Source organism: Parafrankia sp. BMG5.11 (assembly GCF_004337455.1).
The window spans coordinates 1-19,127 of record NZ_SJXI01000119.1 but is presented as its reverse complement, the minus strand read 5'-3'; the positions used below and the strand labels follow the sequence as shown (position 1 = coordinate 19,127).

Genomic DNA, 19,127 nt, shown 5'->3' with positions numbered 1-19,127 from the left:
CCCCTACGGCTTCTCCGCGGCGTCGATCGACGCGGTGGTCAAGTCCGACCTGTGCCTGGCCATCGGCACCGAGCTCGGCGAGCCGGTGCACTACGGCCGCGGGCGGCACTGGGTCGCGAACGAGGCCAACCGCAAGTGGATCCTCATCGAACAGGACCCCGAGGCGATCGGCGTCAACCGCTCGATCGACGTGCCCCTCGTCGGTGACCTGCGCGCGGTCGTCCCGCAGCTCGTCGACGCCCTCAAGGACACCCCGCGCACGCCGACCCCCGAGCTCGACGGCTGGATCCGCCAGGACGCCGCCCAGCTGGCCGAACTCGCGGAGACCGCCCCGGCGGGGATGTCGCCGGTGCACCCGGCGCGGCTGATCGTCGAGGCCACCAAGGTCTTCCCGCCGGACGGCATCATGATCCGCGACGGCGGCGCCACCACGATCTTCGGCTGGACGTACTCCCAGGCCAAGCCGCACGACGTGATGTGGAACCAGAACTTCGGCCACCTGGGCACCGGGCTGCCCTACGCGGTCGGCGCCGGGGTGGCGGACGGCGGCAAGCGCCCCATGATGCTGATCACCGGGGACTCCTCCTTCCAGTTCCACATCGCCGAGCTGGAGACGGCCGCCCGGCTGAACCTCCCGCTGGTCTGCGTCGTGGCCGTGGACTACGCCTGGGGCCTCGAGGTCGGCGTCTACAAGCGCACCTTCGGCCAGGGCTCGCTGGAGACCGGCGTCCACTGGAGCAAGAACACCCGCCTGGACAAGGTGGCCGAGGGCTTCGGCTGCTACGGCGAGTACGTCGAGCGCGACGAGGACATCGCCCCCGCCATCAAGCGCGCCTACGCCAGCGGAAAGACCGCCGTCATCCACGTCGCCGTCGACCCGAAGGCCAACTCCGAGGAAATGCCGAGCTACGACGAGTTCCGCACCTGGTACGCCGAGGGAACGCAGTGATCCCGGCCCCGACCCGTATATCAGCGAATTCCTGACAGTATCTCGGAGAGGAACGGAGGGTGTCATGCGTGAATACTTAAAGTTCTACATCGGCGGCCAGTGGGCGGAACCGGCCGAGCAGCGGACCTTTGATGTCGTGAATCCGGCGACCGAGCAGGTTGCCGGCCGGGTGGCACTCGGCTCCGCCACCGACGTCGACCGGGCGGTCGCGGCCGCCCGGGCCGCCTTCCCCAGCTGGTCGGCGACCAGCCGCGAGGAGCGGATCGCGGTCCTCGAGAGCATCCTCGACGTCTACCAGAAGCGTGCCGGCGACCTCGCCACCGCGCTGACCGAGGAGATGGGCGCGCCGGCCGCGCTGGCCAACGGCTTCCAGGTCGGCCTCGGCGCCGGGCACCTGACCACTGCGATCGAGATCCTCAAGAACTTCTCCTTCGAGGAGCAGCGCGGGGTCACCCGCGTGGTCCTCGAGCCGATCGGGGTCTGCGGCCTGATCACGCCGTGGAACTGGCCGATCAACCAGATCGCGGTCAAGGTCCTCCCCGCGCTCGCCACGGGCTGCACCGTGGTGCTCAAGCCGTCCGAGGAGTCGCCCTTCACCGGGCAGATCCTCGCCGAGATCTTCGAGGCGGCCGGGGTCCCCGCCGGCGTGTTCAACCTGGTCCAGGGCGACGGCCCCAGCGTGGGCGCGCCGCTGTCGGCGCATCCCGACGTGGACCTGATCTCGTTCACCGGCTCCACCCGCGCGGGCATCGAGATCGCCAAGAACGCCGCGCCCACGGTGAAGCGGGTGACCCAGGAGCTGGGCGGCAAGAGCCCGAACATCGTTCTCGACGACCAGGACTTCGCCGAGAACGTCGCCAAGGGCGTCCTCAACATGATGGGCAACTCCGGGCAGACCTGCACGGCGCCCGCCCGCCTGCTGGTGCCCAGCGCCCGGATGGAAGAGGCGATCAGCGCCGCCCGTGAGGCCGCGGCGCAGGTGACCGTGGGCGATCCCAACGGCGAGTTCACGATCGGGCCGGTGGTCTCCGGGCGCCAGTTCGAGAAGATCCAGGGCCTGATCCAGCAGGGCATCGACGAGGGCGCCACGCTGGTCGCCGGCGGGACCGGTCGCCCGGACGGGCTGGAGACGGGCTTCTACGTCAAGCCCACCGTCTTCGCCGACGTCACGAACGACATGACCATCGGCCGGGAGGAGATCTTCGGGCCGGTGCTCACGATTCACGGCTACGACAGCGTGGATCACGCCGTCGAGCTCGCGAACGACACCGAGTACGGCCTCGCCGGCTATGTGGCCGGCGCGGACCTCGAGGCGGCGCGCGCCGTCGCCCGGAGGATCCGGGCCGGGTGGGTCGCGATCAACGACGGGTTCGACTTCGGTGGTCCGGTCGGCGGCTACAAGAAGAGCGGGAACGGGCGCGAGTGGGGCGAGTTCGGTTTCCACGAGTACCTGGAGACCAAGGGCATCCACGGCTACTAGCCCGACAGGCGAGGGTTCGCGCGCCGGGCTACCGGCGCGCTGAGGAAGGACTAGATCTCCGATGTTCTCCGCGATTCTGATCGAAAAGGGCGAGGCCGGTCAGACGGCCGCCGTCACCAGCCTGGACGAGGCGCAGCTGCCGGCCGGTGACGTCGACATCGAGGTGGAGTACTCCACGCTGAACTACAAGGACGCCCTCGCGATCACGGCCAGCTCGCCGGTCGTTCGCAAGTTCCCGATGGTGCCCGGCATCGACCTCGCCGGTGTCGTCACCGACAGCACGCACGCGGACTGGAAGAAGGGCGACCGCGTCGTCCTCAACGGGTGGGGTGTGGGCGAGACCCACTGGGGCGGGCTGTCCCAGCGCGCCCGCCTGAACGGGGACTGGCTGGTGCCGCTGCCCGCGGTCTTCACCGCCCGCCAGGCGATGGCGATCGGCACCGCCGGCTACACGGCTGGCCTCTGCGTGGACGCCCTGCTCTCCCACGGCGTGACGCCGGACCAGGGCGAGGTCCTGGTGACGGGGGCGACCGGCGGCGTCGGCAGCGTGGCGGTCGCGCTCCTGGCGAAGGCCGGGTTCACGGTCGCCGCCGCCACCGGGAAGGCCTCCGAGGCCGACTACCTGCGCCAGCTCGGCGCGACGACGGTGATCGACCGCGCCGATCTCTCCGGGCCCGGCAAGCCGATGCAGAAGGAGCGCTGGGCGGGCGTCGTCGACTCCGTCGGCAGCCACACCCTGGCGAACGCCTGCGCGCAGACCCGTTACCGCGGCACGGTCGCCGCCTGCGGGCTGGCCCAGGGCATGGACTTCCCGGCGTCGGTCGCGCCGTTCATCCTGCGCGGGGTGTCGCTGCTCGGCATCGACAGCGTGATGGCGCCCGCGAAGCCGCGGCTGGCCGCCTGGGAGCGCCTCGCCCGCGACCTGGATGTCAGCGCCCTCGAGCTGATCGCCGAGGAGATCACGCTGGCCGACGCGGTCGAGGCGGCCCGCCGTCTGCTCGACGGCAAGGTCCGCGGCCGCATCGTCGTCGACGTCAACAGATAGGGCGGGAGCACCGAGATGAGCGAGAAGCCCACCGAATCGAAGATCGAGCTCGACCTCTCCGACGTCGACCACCGGGTCGGACTGCCGATCGGCGGGGGACAGCTGTGGGACCCGTGCACCGCGACCGACATCCGCCGCTGGGTGATGGCGATGGACTACCCCAACCCGCTGCACTGGGACGAGGAGTTCGCGCGTGAGTCCCGGTACGGCGGCCTGATCGCGCCGCAGTCCATCGCGGTCGGCCTGGACTACGGCCACGGCTGTGCGCCCGCCTGCGTCGGGTACATCCCCGGCAGCCACCTGATCTTCGGTGGCGAGGAGTGGTGGTTCTACGGCAGCCCCATCCGGGTCGGCGACAAGCTGGTCCAGGAGCGGCGTTTCCACGACTACAAGGTCGCGGACACGAAGTTCGCCGGGCCGACGATGTTCTCTCGTGGGGATACCGCGCACCGCAACCAGCACGGCGCCCTGGTCGCCCGCGAGCGCTCGACGGCCATCCGCTACCTGGCCGCCGAGGCGGAGAAGCGCGGCATGTACGAGAACCAGGTCGGCGCGGTGAAGCGCTGGACGAGCACCGAGCTGGGCGAGATCGAGAAGCTCCGCCACAGCTGGCTCACCTCGAACCGCACGGGCCTCTCGCCCGCCTTCGAGGACGTCAGCGTCGGTGACACCCTGCCGCGGCGGGTGATCGGCCCGCACAGCATCGCCAGCTTCACCACCGAGTACCGCGCCTTCATCTTCAACATCTGGGGGACGTTCCACTGGACGGCGCCCCCCGGCATCGAGGACCCCTGGGTCTACCAGGACCCGGGCTGGGTGGAGGGCTTCGGCTTCGACGAGGAGGGCGCCCGGATCGACCCGCGCCTGCGCGACGGGCTCTACGTCGGGCCGTCGCGTGGTCACATCGACAGTGACAAGGCCAGCGAGGTCGGCATGGCCCGCGCCTACGGCTACGGCGCCACGATGGGCGCCTGGTGCACCGACTACCTCTCCTACTGGGCCGGTCACGACGGAATGGTGCGCCATTCCAAGGCCAGTTTCCGCCTCCCCGCCTTCGAGGGCGACGTCACCTACTTCGACGGCGAGGTGGTCGGCAAGGAGGAGGGCTCGGTGTGGGGCGTGCCGCTGGTCCAGGTGAAGCTGCGGCTCACCAACCAGGACGGCGGCGTGCTGGTGGACTGCACCGCCGAGGTCGAGCTGCCGTTCCGGCGCGACCGCGTGGCCGGGAGCTGATCGATGGGTGCGCAACCGCTCACCGCGGAACCGGCCGCGGCGGGACCGAACGGTACGGGGGAGAGCGCGGGGAGCCCGCGTTCCCTGTCGATCGTGTCGGGCCCGCCGCTGGGCGACGAGCCGGGCCTCGGGGCGCTGACGCTCCCCGGCTTCCTGCGTGAGGTCACGGCGAGGTACGGCGAGCGCGAGGCGCTCGTCGCGCGCCCCGCGGGGGCCGGGGCGGACGCCGCGGCCGCCGTGCGCTGGACCTACAGCGAGCTGTGGGAACGCGCGGTCGAGGTGGCGAGCGCGCTGCGCGCCTGCGGGGTCGGCAAGGACAGCCGGGTCGGTGTCCTGATGACGAACCGCCCCGAGTGGATCTCGGCGGTGTTCGGCATCTCGCTCGCCGGGGGTGTCGCCGTCGCCCTCAGCACGTTCTCGACCCGGTCCGAGCTGGACGACCTGCTGCGGATCTCCGGCGCGTCGGTGCTGCTGCTCGAGCGCAGCGTGCTGAAGAAGGACTTCGCGGCCGTGCTGACCGAGCTGGAGCCGGAGATCGCCCGGGCCGAGCCCGGCGCGCTGGAGTCGGCCCGGTTCCCCTTCCTGCGCCGCGTGGTCGTGCTCGGGGACGGCGGCCCCACCGGCGCGATCGAGACCTGGGAGGACTTCCTCGCCCGCGGCCGCGACGAGCCCCGCGAGCTGGTCGAGGCCACGGGCGCGGCCGTGCAGCCGAGTGACACGGCCCTGCTGTTCTTCTCGTCGGGCACCACGAGCCGGCCGAAGGGCATCCTGAACTCGCACCGCGGTGTCGCCATCCAGTTATGGCGCTTCCGGCGCATGTACCGGTTCGACCCGGAGGACCACATCCGCTGCTGGACGGCCAACGGCTTCTTCTGGTCGGGGAACTTCGGCATGGCGCTCGGCGCGACCTTCGCCAGCGGCGGCTCCGTCGTCCTGCAGCCGACGTTCCTGCCCGCCGAGGCGCTCGAGCTGATGGACGCGGAGAAGGTCAACTTCCCGTTCGCCTGGCCGCACCAGTGGGCCCAGCTCGAGGCGGCGCCGAACTGGAAGGACGTCGACCTGAGCAGCATGCGCTTCGCGGACGTCAGGTCCGCGATCGCGCGGCACCCGACGGTCTCGGCCCGCTGGGAGGAACCGGGGCACGCCTACGGCAACACCGAGACCTTCACGCTCACGACCGGCCTGCCGGCCGACACGCCGCCGGAGCGGCACCGGGACAGCAGTGGCGAGGCGCTCCCGGGCGTGACGCTCAAGATCGTGGACCCGCTCACCGGCGTCGTCGTCCCGCGCGGCGAACAGGGCGAGATCTGCGTCAAGGGGCCCACGCTCATGCTGGGCTACGTCGGCACCCCGCTCGACGAGACGCTCGACGCCGAGGGCTTCTTCCGCACCGGCGACGGCGGCTACCTCGACCATGACGACCTGCTGTTCTGGAAGGGCCGGCTCACGGACATCATCAAGACCGGGGGCGCGAACGTCTCGCCCCGGGAGGTCGACGAGACGCTCGCCAGCTATACCGGCGTCAAGCTGGCCCAGACGGTCGGCGTCCCGCACGAGACGCTCGGCGAGATGGTGGTCTCCTGCATCGTCCCGCACGAGGGCGTGACCCTCGACGCCGAGGAGATCCGCGGCTTCCTGCGGGAGCGGCTGGCGAGCTACAAGGTGCCGCGCCGGGTGCTCTTCTTCCGCGAGGAGGACATCGCGGTCACCGGCAGCGCGAAGATCAAGTCCGCTGATCTGCGTGCGCTGGCGGCCAGCCGGCTGGCGGGCGAGACGGCCCCTGCCCCGGCCTGATGAGACGGCGCCAGCGCCGCCCCGGCTCGACGCCGGGGCGGCGCGGCGGTGTTGGAGCGAGCCGCGCCGGGTGGGCCGCGCCGTCGGGCGCGACGGGGCCGGGCCGGTGGGACGCGACGGTGAGAGGAGCATGACCGATGGCCGCGATCGTCACGGAGAAGCTGGGTGAGAAGGTCGGGGCGGAGGTGCTCGGCGTCGACGCCGATCGCCTGCTCAACGACCAGGACCTGCCTTCGGCGTGCCTGACGGCACTCGAGGAGAACGGCGCGCTGCTCTTCCGCGGGCTGAACATCGACCCCGCCACCCAGGTCGCGTTCTGCCGGCGGCTGGGTGAGCTGCTCTCCTTCCCGACCTCCCCGCCCTACGACATCCCGGAGATCAACGAGATCAACTGGGATCCCTCGCATCCGCGGGCGGAGTACTTCCGGGGCAACGTCGCCTGGCACATCGACGGCGCGCTCGACTACGACATCCCACCGAAGGCGTCGGTGATGACCGCCGAGGTGGTCACCGAGCAGGGCGGGGAGACGGAGTTCGCCAGCACCTACGCCGCCTACGACGATCTCACCGACGCGGAGAAGGAGCGGTTCGCCGACCTCCGGGTGGTCCACACCCTCGAGGCGATCGTGCGCCCCGCGTACCCGAACCCGACCCCGGAGCAGCTGGCGGACTGGGCGAAACGGCCGTCGCGGGAGCACCCGCTGGTGTGGCAGCACCGGTCGGGCCGGCGTTCGCTGGTGTTCGGCTCGACGACGTCGCACATCGTCGGGATGAGCCGCGAGGACGGCCGGGCGCTGCTCGACGAGCTGGAGGAGCGGGCCACCTCGCCGGACCGGGTGTTCTCGCACTCGTGGACGGCGGGGGACATGGTGATCTGGGACAACCGCGGGCTGGTCCACCGGGTCCGCCCGTTCGACCAGACCGAGCCGCGCCGGATGCACCGCATCACCCTCGCCGGCGACGAGCCGATCCAGTGACCGGCCGCACAGCGGTCGTCACCGGCGGCGGGTCGGGCATCGGGGAGGCCATCAGCCGGCGGCTGGCCGCCGACGGGGCCCTGGTCGCGATCCTCGACCTGGACGGCTCCGCCGCCGAGGCCGTCGCCAGCTCCATCGAGGAGGTCGGTGGGAAGGCGGTCGGCCTGGCCGCCGACGTGGCGGACCGGGCCGCGGTCAACGCGGCGGTGGACGAGGCACGCGGCCGGCTCGGCCGGCCGACGATCCTGGTCAACAACGCCGGGATGACCCGCCCGAGCCCGTTCCTCGAGATCACCGACGCGATGTGGGAGAAGTCGCTCGCCGTCAACCTCAACGGCACCTTCTACTGCTGCCAGGCCATCCTGCCCGACATGCTCGCCGAGGGCTGGGGGCGCATCGTCAACATCTCCTCGTCGAGCGTGCACAGCGGCACGCCCCGGCTGGGCTCCTACGTCACCGCCAAGTCGGGGATCCTCGGGCTCACCAAGGTGCTCGCCCTCGAGTTCGGGCCGCGCGGCATCACCGTCAACACCATCCCGCCGGGGTTCATCGACACCCCGATGCTGCGCGCGCAGGAGCGGGGGGGCCTCATGAACGTCGAGCAGCAGACGGCCCGGACGCCGGTCGGCCGGATCGGGCGCGCCGAGGACGTCGCCGCCGCCTGCGCGTTCCTCGTCAGCGACGAGGCCGGCTACATCACCGGCCAGGTCTTCGGCGTCAACGGCGGCCGGAACACCTGAGACGTGCGGCCGACAGGACCGGCGGGCCGCACCGCCGGGAGGCAGCCGCTCGGTCCTGTCGCACAGCCCCACGCTGACGGACCGTCAGCACCCGGACCGCCAGCGTGCGGCGGCGGTGGCGCTCAGCCGCCGGACAGGCGGATGCGGCTGTTGTCCCAGCTGAGCACCCGTTCGTCCGGGACGAGCCGGAGGACGGCGCGGTCGGTGTACGCCGACCGCGCCGCGGCCGGCAGCCGCTGCGGGGAGACCCGGAACGCGGCGTACTTCTCGTCCAGCAGGCTCCGGACGCGATCGCGGGTGGCGTCGTCCTCGACCGGGCCCACCCGGCCGCTGAGGTGCACCGCGCGCAGCTCGGCCCAGGCCCGCCCGGACTCGACGAGGAACGCCGCCCGCGGGTCGCGCCGGACGCGGCCCAGCTTGCGCGCCCCGGACGGGGTGGACAGGCAGACCGTCCGGTCGACGACCACGAACCACGTCGGCAGCGAGACCGGCGCGCCGTCCGCGCGCAGGGTGGTGAGCACCCCCGTGTGCGCGGCGCTGACGAACTCCCAGATCTCGTCCTCGCTCAGCCGGATGCTCACTCTTCGTCCCCCGGCCCTAGCTTCCGGCGGGGCGCGGCTGGCCGACGAGCTCGGTCAGCCCGGTGCGCTGCACCTTGCCCATCGCGTTCACCGGCAGGGCGTCGACCTGGGTCCAGAACTCCGGGACCTTGTACGGCGAGAGCTCGCGCCGGCACAGCTCGGTGAGCGCGCCGGTGTCGAGCGGGCCGCCGGTGCCGCTCTCGACCACCGCGGCGACCCGCTGCCCGAGCCGCTCGTCGGGCACCCCGCACACCGCGACCCGGGCGACGTCCGGGTACGTCGCGATGACCCGCTCCACCTCGAGCGGGTAGACGTTCGCGCCGCCCCGGATGATGATCAGCTTCTTGCGGTCGAGCACGGTCAGCCACCCGTCGGCGTCGACGGTCCCGATGTCGCCGGTGGCGATCGGTCCCGGCTCCAGCGGCCGGACGGCACCGTTCTCCCAGAACCCGAGCGTGGGCCGCCAGACGCCGGCCCACGGGCCGGTCGTGGCGCCGCTCAGCCGCAGCTCGCCGAGCTCACCGGCGGGCAGCCGGCGGCCCTCGTCGTCGTAGGCCGCCACGTCGAGGTGCGGCAGCACCTGCCCGCTCGCCCGCGGGCGCCACTCGTCACCCGACGGGTCGATCGACACGACGGTCGGAGCCTCGGTCAGGCCGTAGGTGGTCCGCGGGACCAGCCCGTGCGCGTCGGCGAACGCCCGACGCAGCACGTCCGGGGTGTCGCTGCCGCCGCTCCAGACCTCCCGCAGCGAGCCGATCTCGGCCTCGGGGCGGGCGGCCAGGTCGTGCAGCTGCGCGGGCGCGCCGTTCCACACGGTGACCTGCCGGCTGGAGATCCATTCGACGACGCCGGCGACGTCCCGGCGGCTCATCACCACCGCGCACCCGCCGGCCTGCGCGGTGAGCAGGGTGGAGAGCACCATCAGGTTGAGGATCGTGAACGGGAAGCTGTCGCCCTTGCGCAGCTCGGGGCCCCAGCCCCGGGTGGCGACGAGCACCGCGCCCGGCAGGAGCAGGTTGCGCTGGCTGTGCACGACCGCCTTGGGACGTCCCGACGTCCCGCTGGTGAACGCGATGCCGGCCGGGGCGTCGATGTCGTGGTCGACCCGGGGGGCGCGCTCGCCGCGGGCGAGGAGTCCGGCCCACCGGTCGGGGTCGACGCGGCCCGGGGAGTCCAGCAGGTAGCGGGGGCCGGCCAGCACGACGGTGGGCTCGCAGATCTCGTGCAGCTCCCGCTGCTCGCTCGCGGCGAGCGCCTCGCCGATCCCCGCCCAGACGGCGCCGATCCGCTGCGCGCCGTGGAACGCGGCGACGATGTCGAGGTCGTTGGGCAGGCAGGCCGCGACGCGGTCACCCGGGCGAACACCGAGCGACCACAACGCTCCGGCCGCGCGGTCCGCCTGCTCGTCGAGCTCGGCGTACGACCAGATACCCGAGACCGCCTCGACCGCCGCGGCCTGCGGGCGGGCCGCGAGAGCGGCGTCGAGCACGCCGGCGATCGGGCCGGGGACCCGCGCGACCTGGGCGGACGTCCCGCTCAGGGGCTGCGGATCCGTGCGCTGCGGTGTTTCACGAGTGCTGCTCACGACATCTTGATATCACTATCCTTACAAGGATTCATCCCTTATTCTCGGCGTGGCGCGGTTCCTGGCCGGCCGGGTCCTGTCGATCGAGGAGTGGTCGATACGTGAAGGCTGGTCCGCTGTCGGGCGTTCGGGTCGTCGATCTGACCGCGATGGTCATGGGTCCCCACTGCACGCAGATCATGGCCGACATGGGGGCGGACGTGATCAAGATCGAGCCCCCTGCCGGCGACAACACCCGCTACATCTCGGTCGGGCCGGAGCCCGCCATGGGCGGTGTGTTCGTCAACGTCAACCGCGGCAAACGCGGCGTCGTGCTGGACCTGCGCTCCGACGAGGGCCGGGAGGCGCTGCGCGGGCTCGTCGCGGGCGCGGACGTGTTCGTCCACTCGATGCGGGCGAAGGCGATCGCCGGGCTCGGCTTCGGCTACGACGAGGTGGCCGCGATCAACCCGTCGATCGTCTACACCAACTGCTACGGGTACGGGCGGCGCGGCCCGGACGCCGACCTCACCGCCTACGACGACACGATCCAGGCGGAGTGCGGGCTGCCGTTCGCCCAGGAGCAGCTGACCGGCGAGTCGAGCTACGTGGGCACCATCCTCGCCGACAAGGTCGCCGGGCTGACCGCCCTCTACGCCACCGTGATGGCGCTGTTCCACCGCGAGCGCACCGGCGAGGGGCAGGAGGTCGAGGTCGCCATGTTCGAGACCATGGCCGCCTTCATGCTGGTCGAGCACGCCAACGGTGCGATGTTCACCCCGCCGCTGGGCCCCGCGCTCTACCCCCGCGCGGTGACCCCGAACCGCCGGCCCTACCGCACCCGCGACGGCCAGATCTCCGCGCTGGTCTACAACGACAAGCAGTGGTCCGCCTTCGTCGGCGCCGTGCGGCCGGAATGGGCCGGCGAGCAGTTCGCCACCCTCGCCCAGCGTGCCCGCCGGATCGACGTCGTCTACGCCCTGCTGGCCGAGACGTTCCTGCAGCGCACGACGAAGGAGTGGCTCGACCTGCTGCGCTCCCTCGACATCCCCGCCGCGCCGGTGCGCACGCTCGACGAGCTCTTCGACAACCCGCACCTCAACGAGGCCGGCTTCTTCGAGACGGTGCCGAGCCGCAACGGCCCGGTGCGCTTCCCCGGAATCCCGACCTGGTTCTCGCGGACCCCCGGCAGGGTCGCCGGCCCCGCGCCCAGGCTCGGCGAGCACACCCGGGAGGTCCTCGACGAGCTCGGCGGGGAGTCCGGGTGGCCGTCCCCGCAGCCGCGGTCCGCTCGACCAGATGGAGGTTGACGATGGTCAACGTCGCGAGCCTGCTGACCGCCTCGGCGCGGCGGCACCCGGACCGGTGCGCGGTGCGGTTCGCCGGACGCCGGACGTCCTACGGCGAGCTGCGCGAGCAGGCGGCCAGGTTCGGCTCGGCGCTGCTCGGGCGCGGCCTGGAACGCGGCGACCGGGTCGCGGTGCTGCTGCCCAACTGCCCGCAGTACCTGGTCGTGCTGTTCGGGGCCTGGCACGCCGGCCTGGTCGCCGTGCCGGTGAACGCCAAGCTGGCCGGCCCGGAGATCCAGGTGATCCTGGACGACAGCGGCGCCCGGGCGTTCGTCCACGCCGGCGCGGGCACAGTCGCCGGCCTCGATCTCACCGGGGTCCAGGAGGTGGTGGTCGACGTCCACGGTTCCGGCGACACGGCCGGCGACGCCGCCGGGACCGCCGGGACCGGTGCGGCCGGGTTCGACCGGCTGCTGGCCGAGGGCTCCGCTGAACTGGTGCCGGTCGACGTCGCCGGGGACGACCTCGCCTGGCTGTTCTACACGTCGGGGACGACCGGCCGCCCCAAGGGGGCCGAGCTCAGCCACCGCAACCTCACCGTCACGACCTGGACGCTGCTCGCCGACGTGTGCGACTACCGGCCCTCGGACCTCGCCCTGCACGTCGCGCCGCTGTCCCACGGCAGCGGCCTGTACTCCCTGGGCGCGATCGCCCGCGGCGCCGAGAACCTGATCCACGACGGCGGCGGGTTCGACCCGGCCGAGGTGCTCGAGCTCGTCGCGCGCGAACGGATCACCGTCATCGCCTTCCTGGTGCCGACGATGATCGTGAAGCTGCTCGGCGCCCCCGAGACGGACACGAGCTCGCTGCGCTGCGCCGTCTACGGCGGCGCGCCCATCCACGTCGAGCACTCCCGCGCGATGATCGAGCGGTTCGGGCCGGTGTTCGTGCAGATCTACGGCCAGGGCGAGTCACCCATGACCATCACCTACCTCGACCACGGCGCCGCACCCGACACCCCCCTCGACTCGGCGGGCGTGGCACACCCGGGGGTCGAGGTGCAGATCATGGGCGCCGACGACCGGCCGCTGCCCGCCGGCGAGGAAGGCGAGATCTGCGTCCGCGGGGACGTGGTGATGCGGGGCTACTGGAACAACCCGGAGGCGACCAGCCGGGCGTTGCGGGGCGGCTGGCTGCACACCGGTGACATCGGCCGCCTCGACGAGCACGGCCGCCTGTTCCTCCTCGACCGCAGCAGCGACGTCATCATCTCCGGCGGGTCCAACATCTACCCACGGGAGGTCGAGGAGGTGCTGATCCAGCATCCCGCCGTCGCCGAGGTCGTGGTCTTCGGTGTACCCGACGAGCTCTGGGGCGAGAACGTCGTCGCCGCGGTCGTGCCCGCGGACGCGCCGCCCCCGGAGAGCGACCTCATCGACTTCAGCCTCACCCACATCGCCCGCTTCAAGAAGCCGAAGAAGATCATCTACGTCGACGCGCTGCCCAAGAGCTCCTACGGCAAGGTCCTGCGCCGGGAGGCCCGCCGGCTCGCACTGGCGGCGGGCGAGACGGTCGGCCACGAGCACGTGACCGGCCAGCCTGCCACCATCAAGTCCGTTGACCGCGATCCAGGAGCCGCCGAATGAAACTGACCGACACCGCCGCCATCGTCACCGGAGGGGCCTCCGGCCTCGGGGCCGCGACCGCCGCCGCGCTCGCCGCGCACGGCGCCACCGTCTTCGCGCTGGACCTGCCGGCGTCGATCGAGTCGGCGCCGCCGGTCACCGGCATCACCTACCTGGGGGCCGACGTGACCGTCGCCGACCAGGTCGCCGCAGCCGTCGAGACCGCGGCCGGGTCCGGTGTGCCGCTGCGCGTCGTCGTCAACTGTGCCGGCATCGGCCCCTCCCAGCGCATCCTCAGCCGGGGCCGGCGGCATGACCTCGACTTCTACGCGAAGGTGATCCAGATCAACCTGGTCGGCACGTTCGCGGTGCTCTCCACCGCCGCCGCCGCGATCGCCGAGACCGAGCCGGACGACAACGGCCAGCGCGGCGTCATCATCAACACCGCCTCCGTCGCCGCGTACGAGGGCCAGGTCGGCCAGGCGGCCTACGCGTCGTCCAAGGGCGGCGTCGTGGGCCTCACCCTGCCCGCCGCCCGCGACCTCGCCCAGTACGGCATCCGGGTGTGCACGATCGCCCCCGGCATCGTCGAGACGCCGATGCTCGCCACCGTCTCGGACGAGTTCCGCGCCGGCCTGGCCGCGTCGGTGCCGTTCCCGCAGCGGCTCGCCCGGCCGGACGAGTACGCCCAGCTGGCCCTGTCGATCATCGACCACGACTACCTCAACGGCGAGGTCATCCGGATGGACGGCGCGCTGCGGATGTCCCCGCGCTAGACGGCCCCGGGGCGGCCGGGCCGGCGTCGTAGGCCGGCCGCTCCGCGGCACCGCCTCAGGCGGTCGGCTGGCCCGACTTCTCGGCGCCCATCCCGGAGAAGCCGACGGAGTAGCCGCCGTCCACCGGCATCAGCACACCCGTGACGTAGGACGCCTCGTCACTGGCCAGGAACAGGGCCGCCGCGGCGATCTCGTCGGACACGCCCCAGCGGTCCATCGGGATTCCGGGGAGGCGGAAGACCCCCGGCGGCGGTTCCGGGTGCTCCTTGGACATCTGCACGAGACCGGTCCAGATCGTGCCGGGGCACACCGCGTTCACCCGGATGTTGTCGTCGGCGTAGTCGAGAGCGGCGACCCTGGTCAGCTGGTTCACGCCGGCCTTGGCCGCCCCGTAGATCCCGTGGTGCTTCCAGCCGATGACCGCCGTCGTCGACGAGATGTTCACGACGGAGCCGCCACCCGTCCGGCGCATCGACATGATGCCGTACTTCATGCAGAAGAAGACGCCCCGCAAATTCACGCCGTGAACGCGGTCCCAGTCCTCCGTGCTCTGCTCGTGTATCGGCTTCAACTTGCCGCCGAACCCGGCGTTGTTCACCAGGATGTCGATCCGGCCGAACGCCTCCTCGGCGGCGCCGATCATGCGCTGGACGTCCGCCTCGTCGCTGACGTCCGCCCGCACCCCGAGCGCCCCGTCGCCGATCTCGGCGGCGACGTCCACCGCGCGGCCGCTGACGCTGGCGCAGACCACACTCGCCCCCTCGGCGGCGAACCGGTGAGCTATCGCCTTGCCGATTCCCGAGCCCGCGCCCGTGATGACCGCGACCTTGTCCTTCAGACGCATCCACGCCTCCTGGTTCCGTCGTGACCGCCCAGGCCACCGGAAGCCGGTGCCGCGGGCGTGCCTGGGCTATCGACCCCGTCTCACGCCGCCGGGGTCCGCGGTTGGGAAAGTGGTCCGCAGCATGACGGCCCGGGCGTTGCGGAGATGGGCGACCATCACCGCGGTGGCCCACTGCGGATCGCCGGCGCGCATGGCGGCGACGATCTCGATGTGGTGTGCCAGGCTGCGCCGCATCGAGTCGTCGTCGTAGGCGTGGAAGTTCCGCATCACCAGCGGGGTGCGGACCGCCCCGGCCAGGGCCGCCGCGAAGGCCGGCGCGTCGGCCAGCTTCACCAGCCGCTCGTGGAACGCCGCGTTCAGCGGAATGAGAGCCTCCAGGTCCTGCTCCGGACCGGGCGAGCCGACGGCCGACATCTCGTTCGCCAGCTTCTCCAGCTCGGCGAGGTCGCCCTCGTCGGCCCGTTCCGCGGCCATCCCGGTCAGCCGCGGTTCGAGCGTCGAACGCAGCTCGAAGACGCTCTCCAGCTCGGCCGGCGACCAGCCGGCGACCCGGGCGCCCCGATTGGGCGAGAGCTCGACCAGCCCCTCGGCGGCCAGCTGGCGCAGGGCCTCGCGGACCGGGGTCCGGCTGACCCCCAGCTGTTCGGCCAGCTCGGTCTCGGCCAGCCGGGCACCGGGCAGGAAGGTGTTGTTGAGGATGAGCCGCCGGAGCACCTCGAGAACCCGCCCGGCCGAGGTGACGACCCCGACCACACTGTCACCACCATTCACTGATATCGCCCTGCAACAACGCAGTCCAGGCTGCCTGGGCCGCGGTCGGCTTCTAGCGACGGGTGAGACTCACCGGCCGCGCCGAAGATACGGGAGGAGATCGTCCTCGGCCTCCACCCCGAACGAGCGGAGCGCGAAGGCCACCATCTCGTAGGTGCCGACGGTGAAGACGACGTCCATGAGCTGGTGCTCGTCGAGCTCGCTGGAGAGAGTCTTCCAGGTCTGGTCGCCCACCGAGCCGTCGGCGATCAGCTCGTCGGCCGCGCGCAGCAGCGCGGACTCGAGCGGGGCCCAGCCCGCGGCGTCCGGCCCCTCGGTCACCCGGGCGATCTCGTCGTCCCGCAGGCCGGCCGCCTCGGCGAGGACGACGTGCTGCGCCCATTCGTAGTCAGCCTGCCGGAGGGACGCCACCCGGAGCACGATCAGCTCCCGCTGCCTGGCGGTCAGCGAGGTGCCGTACAGGGCGTGGCCGTTGAACCGGAGAAACGCGATGGTCAGTGCCGGGTAGCGGGCCAGGGTCCCCAGCAGGTTCGCCCCGGACTGGCCGCCCGCGCTCCCCGTGTCCCCGATGACGGTGGCTCGGAAATCGGCGATGAACGTCGTCAGATCTGTGGGCCATTCATCGCGCGGCAGGGGTGTGAGTCGACTCATTGTGTGGTCTGCCTCTTCTGGTCGGCGGGCTCGCGTGTCAAGGTGTGGTCCCGCCCGCTGGGCGCAGCATCCAGCGGGCGGTCCGGCGCCATTGTCAGGCTGTGGGCGGCCGGTCGCCGGCTGCTGGTCGGCCGCCGCCCGCCCGGACCGGCCGGGGCGCGGTCGGGTCGATTCCGGGCGGCGGCGACCGGCGGTGCCGGATCAGACGGCGACGCCGGATCAGGCAGGCCGGATCAGATGATCCGGCCCCCGTTGACCCCGAGGCTCTGGCCGGTGATGTAGCCGGCCTCCTCGCTCACCAGGAACGCGGTGGCGGCGGCGATGTCCTCGGGCCGGCCCATCCGGCCCACCGGTGTCTTCGCGATCTGCTGATCGAGGTCGATGAACCCGCGATCCACGACATCGCGCGTCATCGGCGTGTCGATGAAGCCGGGCGGAATGCTGTTGACCGTGATCCCGTGCTTGGCGAACTCCAGCGCGAGCACCTTGGTGAGGCCGACCACCCCCGACTTCGCCGCCACGTAGCCGGCCAGTCCGGGGGGAGGGCCGTAAACGCTTGACGACGAGATGTTGACGATCCGCCCCCAGCCCGCCTCGATCATGTGGGGGAGTACCGCCTGGCAACAGTCGAACGTTCCGGTGAGGTTGATGGAGATCATCTGGTGCCAGGCCGCGGCGGTGGTCTCGAGGAACGCGTTCTCGACCGTCAGGCCGGCGTTGTTCACCAGGATCGTCGGCTGGCCGAGCCGGGCCCGCACCTCCTCGACCCCGGCGTCGATGGCGGCGCGGTCCACCACGTCGACGGGCACGCCGATCGCCCGGCCGCCGGCCTTCTCGATCGACTCGGCCGCGGCCTTGGCCGCGTCACCACTGAGGTCGAAGATCGCCACCTGGGCGCCGTCGGCGGCCAGGCGGCGGCTGATGCCGCCGCCGATGCCCGACGCGCCGCCGGTGACGATGGCTGTGCGTGCGCTCATTTGATCGGCTCATCTCCGGCGAGGGTCGTGCGGTGCAGGATGCGCGGCTTCGTACGGTCGAACGGGCCGGCCCGGTGCACCAGCCCCCGGTTGTCCCAGATCACCATGTCGCCCACCGACCAGGAGTGCCGCAGCACCCGGTCCGGCAGCGTGCTACGCCGCTCGAGGTCCGCGAGCAGCGCCCGGCCCTCGTCGACGTCCATCCCGACGATGTGCGACGCGCTCGCCCCGAACACCAGCGAACGCCGCCTCGACTGGTGCTCCCACACCAGGGGGTGCTCACGGACGGGCCACGACGCCCAGTCGGCCTTCTGCTCCGGGGTCGGGTCGGGGTAGCTCCGGCGCTGGATCGACTCGAACGTGTGGACCACCCGGAGATCTTCGAAGCGCTCCTTCTCCTCGGCGGAGAGGGTGTCGTAGGCGACGTACGTGCTGGCGAACTCCGTCTCGCCGCCCTCCGCGACGACCACGCTCGCGCTCATCAGCGCGGCCTTGGCCGGGATGTCGTCCATGGAGCCGTCGAAGTGCCAGTGGTCGTTGCTCGGGAAGTACTGCGCGTTCGGATTCGCCGGGTCGAAGCTGATCTCCATGACCTCGGGGATCGCATAGCCAGGAATCTTGACGACGTCGCCGAGCTTCCGGCCGAATGCGAACTGGTCCTCATGGCTGATGTTCAGCTCGCGGAATAACAGAACGCCGTGCTCTTCGAGAGCCGCTAGGCATGCTTCCGGCAGATCGTTGTCGTTCAGTAGACGGTCGACGTCGAGGTCGAGAACCTCTGCTCCGACATAGTCGTTCAGTTTCCTCGTAGTGATCGCGGTCATCCGTCCGCCTCCTCTCGCTTGCTCCCGGGAGCCGTGCTCCCGGGAGCCACTGCATTCCCTACTGCATTCCCTCGGCGTACCAGGTGCGGAACTCGTCGTAGTTCGGCATTTCCTCGGAGTTGGCCTTCGGGTCGACGGCGACGTGGATGACGGCGGTCTTTCCGCTGGCGTAGGCGCGCTTGATGGCGGGGGCGATGTCCTCGTCGCGCTCGACGTACTCGCCGTAGCAGCCGAACCCCTCGGCCACCTTGTTGAGCCGGACGTCCTCACTCCAGTGGACGCCGGTCTCCAGCGAGCCCTGGCCGAAGGTGCGCTTGTAGACGCCGACCTCGAGGCCCCAGGCGTAGTCCACGCTGACCACGCAGACCAGCGGGAGGTTCAGTCGGGCGGCCGTCTCCAGCTCGGCGATGTGGAACTGGAAGGAGGAGTCCCCGGTGATGAGCATGACGGGCCGTTTCCCGCCGTCCGCCACCGAGGCGCCGACGGCGTAGGGGAGCCCGGTCCCGAGGTGGCCGAAGTTCTGGTTCCAGATCACGTCGTGCGGCTTGGCCTGCGAGTACGTCCAGCCGAAAATGGTGATCGCGCCGCCGTCGCGCACCATGATTCCGTCGGCGGGAAAGGCCTTGGTGGCCTCGACGATCAGCCGCGCCGGGTGCACCGGCGACATCCCCGCCGGGGCCGTCTCCGCCAGTTCCGCCAACCGGGCTGCCTCCTGCGTCACCCAGGCCTCAAGCCGGGGGGACGCGGTGCGCGGGGTGTCCTTGAGGGCGTCGACGAGCTGCGGGACGACCGCGCGCAGGTCACCGACGAGGGGCACGTCGATCGAGCGGTTGACGCCGATCGCCTCGGGGTCCTGTTCGATGAGGATCCACTTGCGGTTGGCCTCGTTCGCGACCCAGTGCCGGCCGCGGCCGTAGTGCACCGGCTCCCCGATCTCGGTGCCGATGGCGAGACAGAGATCTGACTCCACGACGGCCTCCACGGCCGCCGCGGAGAAGCCGTAGGGG

18 protein-coding genes are annotated in these 19,127 nt (G+C 71.6%); 10 read left to right on the top strand and 8 right to left on the bottom strand.

Annotated features, from left to right (window positions below):
* The 7 genes from E0504_RS45935 to E0504_RS45905 form a co-directional block, all read left to right on the top strand.
* On the top strand, positions 1 to 949 hold a 949-nt coding region (locus tag E0504_RS45935), incomplete at its 5' end, for a thiamine pyrophosphate-dependent enzyme (RefSeq protein WP_243657942.1).
* 64 nt (positions 950 to 1,013) lie between these two features.
* On the top strand, positions 1,014 to 2,429 hold the full coding sequence (locus E0504_RS45930; RefSeq protein WP_131627624.1) for an aldehyde dehydrogenase family protein: 1,416 nt from the start codon (positions 1,014 to 1,016) through the stop codon (positions 2,427 to 2,429).
* A gap of 61 nt (positions 2,430 to 2,490) precedes the next feature.
* Complete coding sequence (locus E0504_RS45925; RefSeq protein ID WP_071067169.1) at positions 2,491 to 3,474, top strand: MDR family oxidoreductase; 984 nt, start codon at positions 2,491 to 2,493, stop codon at positions 3,472 to 3,474.
* Between the two features lie 15 nt (positions 3,475 to 3,489).
* Positions 3,490 to 4,707, top strand: coding sequence for a MaoC family dehydratase N-terminal domain-containing protein (locus E0504_RS45920; RefSeq protein ID WP_112108988.1), 1,218 nt, complete (start codon positions 3,490 to 3,492; stop codon positions 4,705 to 4,707).
* 3 nt (positions 4,708 to 4,710) lie between these two features.
* Entirely contained in the window at positions 4,711 to 6,501 is a 1,791-nt protein-coding gene (locus E0504_RS45915) for a class I adenylate-forming enzyme family protein (RefSeq protein ID WP_243657941.1), read from the top strand.
* Positions 6,502 to 6,638: 137 nt separating this feature from the next.
* Entirely contained in the window at positions 6,639 to 7,478 is an 840-nt protein-coding gene (locus E0504_RS45910) for a TauD/TfdA family dioxygenase (RefSeq protein WP_112108989.1), read from the top strand.
* Positions 7,475 to 8,218: an SDR family NAD(P)-dependent oxidoreductase gene (locus E0504_RS45905; protein WP_112108990.1), complete on the top strand. Its 744-nt coding sequence runs from the start codon at positions 7,475 to 7,477 to the stop codon at positions 8,216 to 8,218. The genes E0504_RS45910 and E0504_RS45905 overlap by 4 nt, the downstream gene beginning before the upstream one ends.
* A 122-nt stretch (positions 8,219 to 8,340) precedes the next feature.
* Here E0504_RS45905 and E0504_RS45900 read toward each other — a convergent pair whose 3' ends face one another.
* Both E0504_RS45900 and E0504_RS45895 read right to left on the bottom strand, forming a co-directional pair.
* A complete protein-coding gene (locus E0504_RS45900) occupies positions 8,341 to 8,799 on the bottom strand; it encodes a pyridoxamine 5'-phosphate oxidase family protein (protein ID WP_071067165.1) in 459 nt (152 codons plus the stop codon).
* Positions 8,800 to 8,815: 16 nt separating this feature from the next.
* The gene (locus E0504_RS45895; RefSeq protein WP_243657940.1) at positions 8,816 to 10,384 is read right to left on the bottom strand and encodes a class I adenylate-forming enzyme family protein; all 1,569 of its coding nucleotides are present in this window, start codon (positions 10,382 to 10,384) and stop codon (positions 8,816 to 8,818) included.
* Positions 10,385 to 10,485: 101 nt separating this feature from the next.
* On the opposite strand from E0504_RS45895, the gene E0504_RS45890 reads away from it, so the two are divergent.
* The 3 genes from E0504_RS45890 to E0504_RS45880 are packed head-to-tail and all read left to right on the top strand — an operon-like array spanning position 10,486 to position 14,053.
* A complete protein-coding gene (locus tag E0504_RS45890) occupies positions 10,486 to 11,673 on the top strand; it encodes a CaiB/BaiF CoA-transferase family protein (protein ID WP_112108991.1) in 1,188 nt (395 codons plus the stop codon).
* A 2-nt stretch (positions 11,674 to 11,675) separates the two neighbouring features.
* Positions 11,676 to 13,298: an AMP-binding protein gene (locus E0504_RS45885; protein WP_131627622.1), complete on the top strand. Its 1,623-nt coding sequence runs from the start codon at positions 11,676 to 11,678 to the stop codon at positions 13,296 to 13,298.
* Positions 13,295 to 14,053 (top strand): SDR family NAD(P)-dependent oxidoreductase, encoded by a 759-nt coding sequence (locus E0504_RS45880; RefSeq protein WP_020461243.1) that lies wholly within the window; start codon positions 13,295 to 13,297, stop codon positions 14,051 to 14,053. The genes E0504_RS45885 and E0504_RS45880 overlap by 4 nt, the downstream gene beginning before the upstream one ends.
* A 55-nt stretch (positions 14,054 to 14,108) precedes the next feature.
* Here the strand turns inward: E0504_RS45880 and E0504_RS45875 are convergent, their stop codons facing one another.
* The 6 genes from E0504_RS45875 to E0504_RS45850 all read right to left on the bottom strand — a co-directional run.
* Positions 14,109 to 14,897 carry an SDR family NAD(P)-dependent oxidoreductase gene (locus tag E0504_RS45875; RefSeq protein ID WP_112108993.1) on the bottom strand — a complete coding sequence of 263 codons (789 nt, stop codon included), beginning with the start codon at positions 14,895 to 14,897 and terminating at the stop codon, positions 14,109 to 14,111.
* Between the two features lie 66 nt (positions 14,898 to 14,963).
* On the bottom strand, positions 14,964 to 15,650 hold the full coding sequence (locus tag E0504_RS45870; protein ID WP_112108994.1) for a GntR family transcriptional regulator: 687 nt from the start codon (positions 15,648 to 15,650) through the stop codon (positions 14,964 to 14,966).
* 87 nt (positions 15,651 to 15,737) lie between these two features.
* Positions 15,738 to 16,319, bottom strand: a complete 582-nt coding sequence (locus tag E0504_RS45865) for a carboxymuconolactone decarboxylase family protein (RefSeq protein ID WP_112108995.1) — start codon at positions 16,317 to 16,319, stop codon at positions 15,738 to 15,740.
* A gap of 233 nt (positions 16,320 to 16,552) precedes the next feature.
* Positions 16,553 to 17,296, bottom strand: a complete 744-nt coding sequence (locus E0504_RS45860) for an SDR family NAD(P)-dependent oxidoreductase (protein WP_071067159.1) — start codon at positions 17,294 to 17,296, stop codon at positions 16,553 to 16,555.
* Positions 17,293 to 18,120: a TauD/TfdA family dioxygenase gene (locus E0504_RS45855; protein ID WP_071067158.1), complete on the bottom strand. Its 828-nt coding sequence runs from the start codon at positions 18,118 to 18,120 to the stop codon at positions 17,293 to 17,295. Before E0504_RS45855 ends, E0504_RS45860 begins: the two co-directional genes overlap by 4 nt.
* A 58-nt stretch (positions 18,121 to 18,178) precedes the next feature.
* Positions 18,179 to 19,127 (bottom strand): thiamine pyrophosphate-dependent enzyme (locus tag E0504_RS45850; protein ID WP_243657939.1); only part of this gene is annotated, 949 nt, incomplete at its 5' end.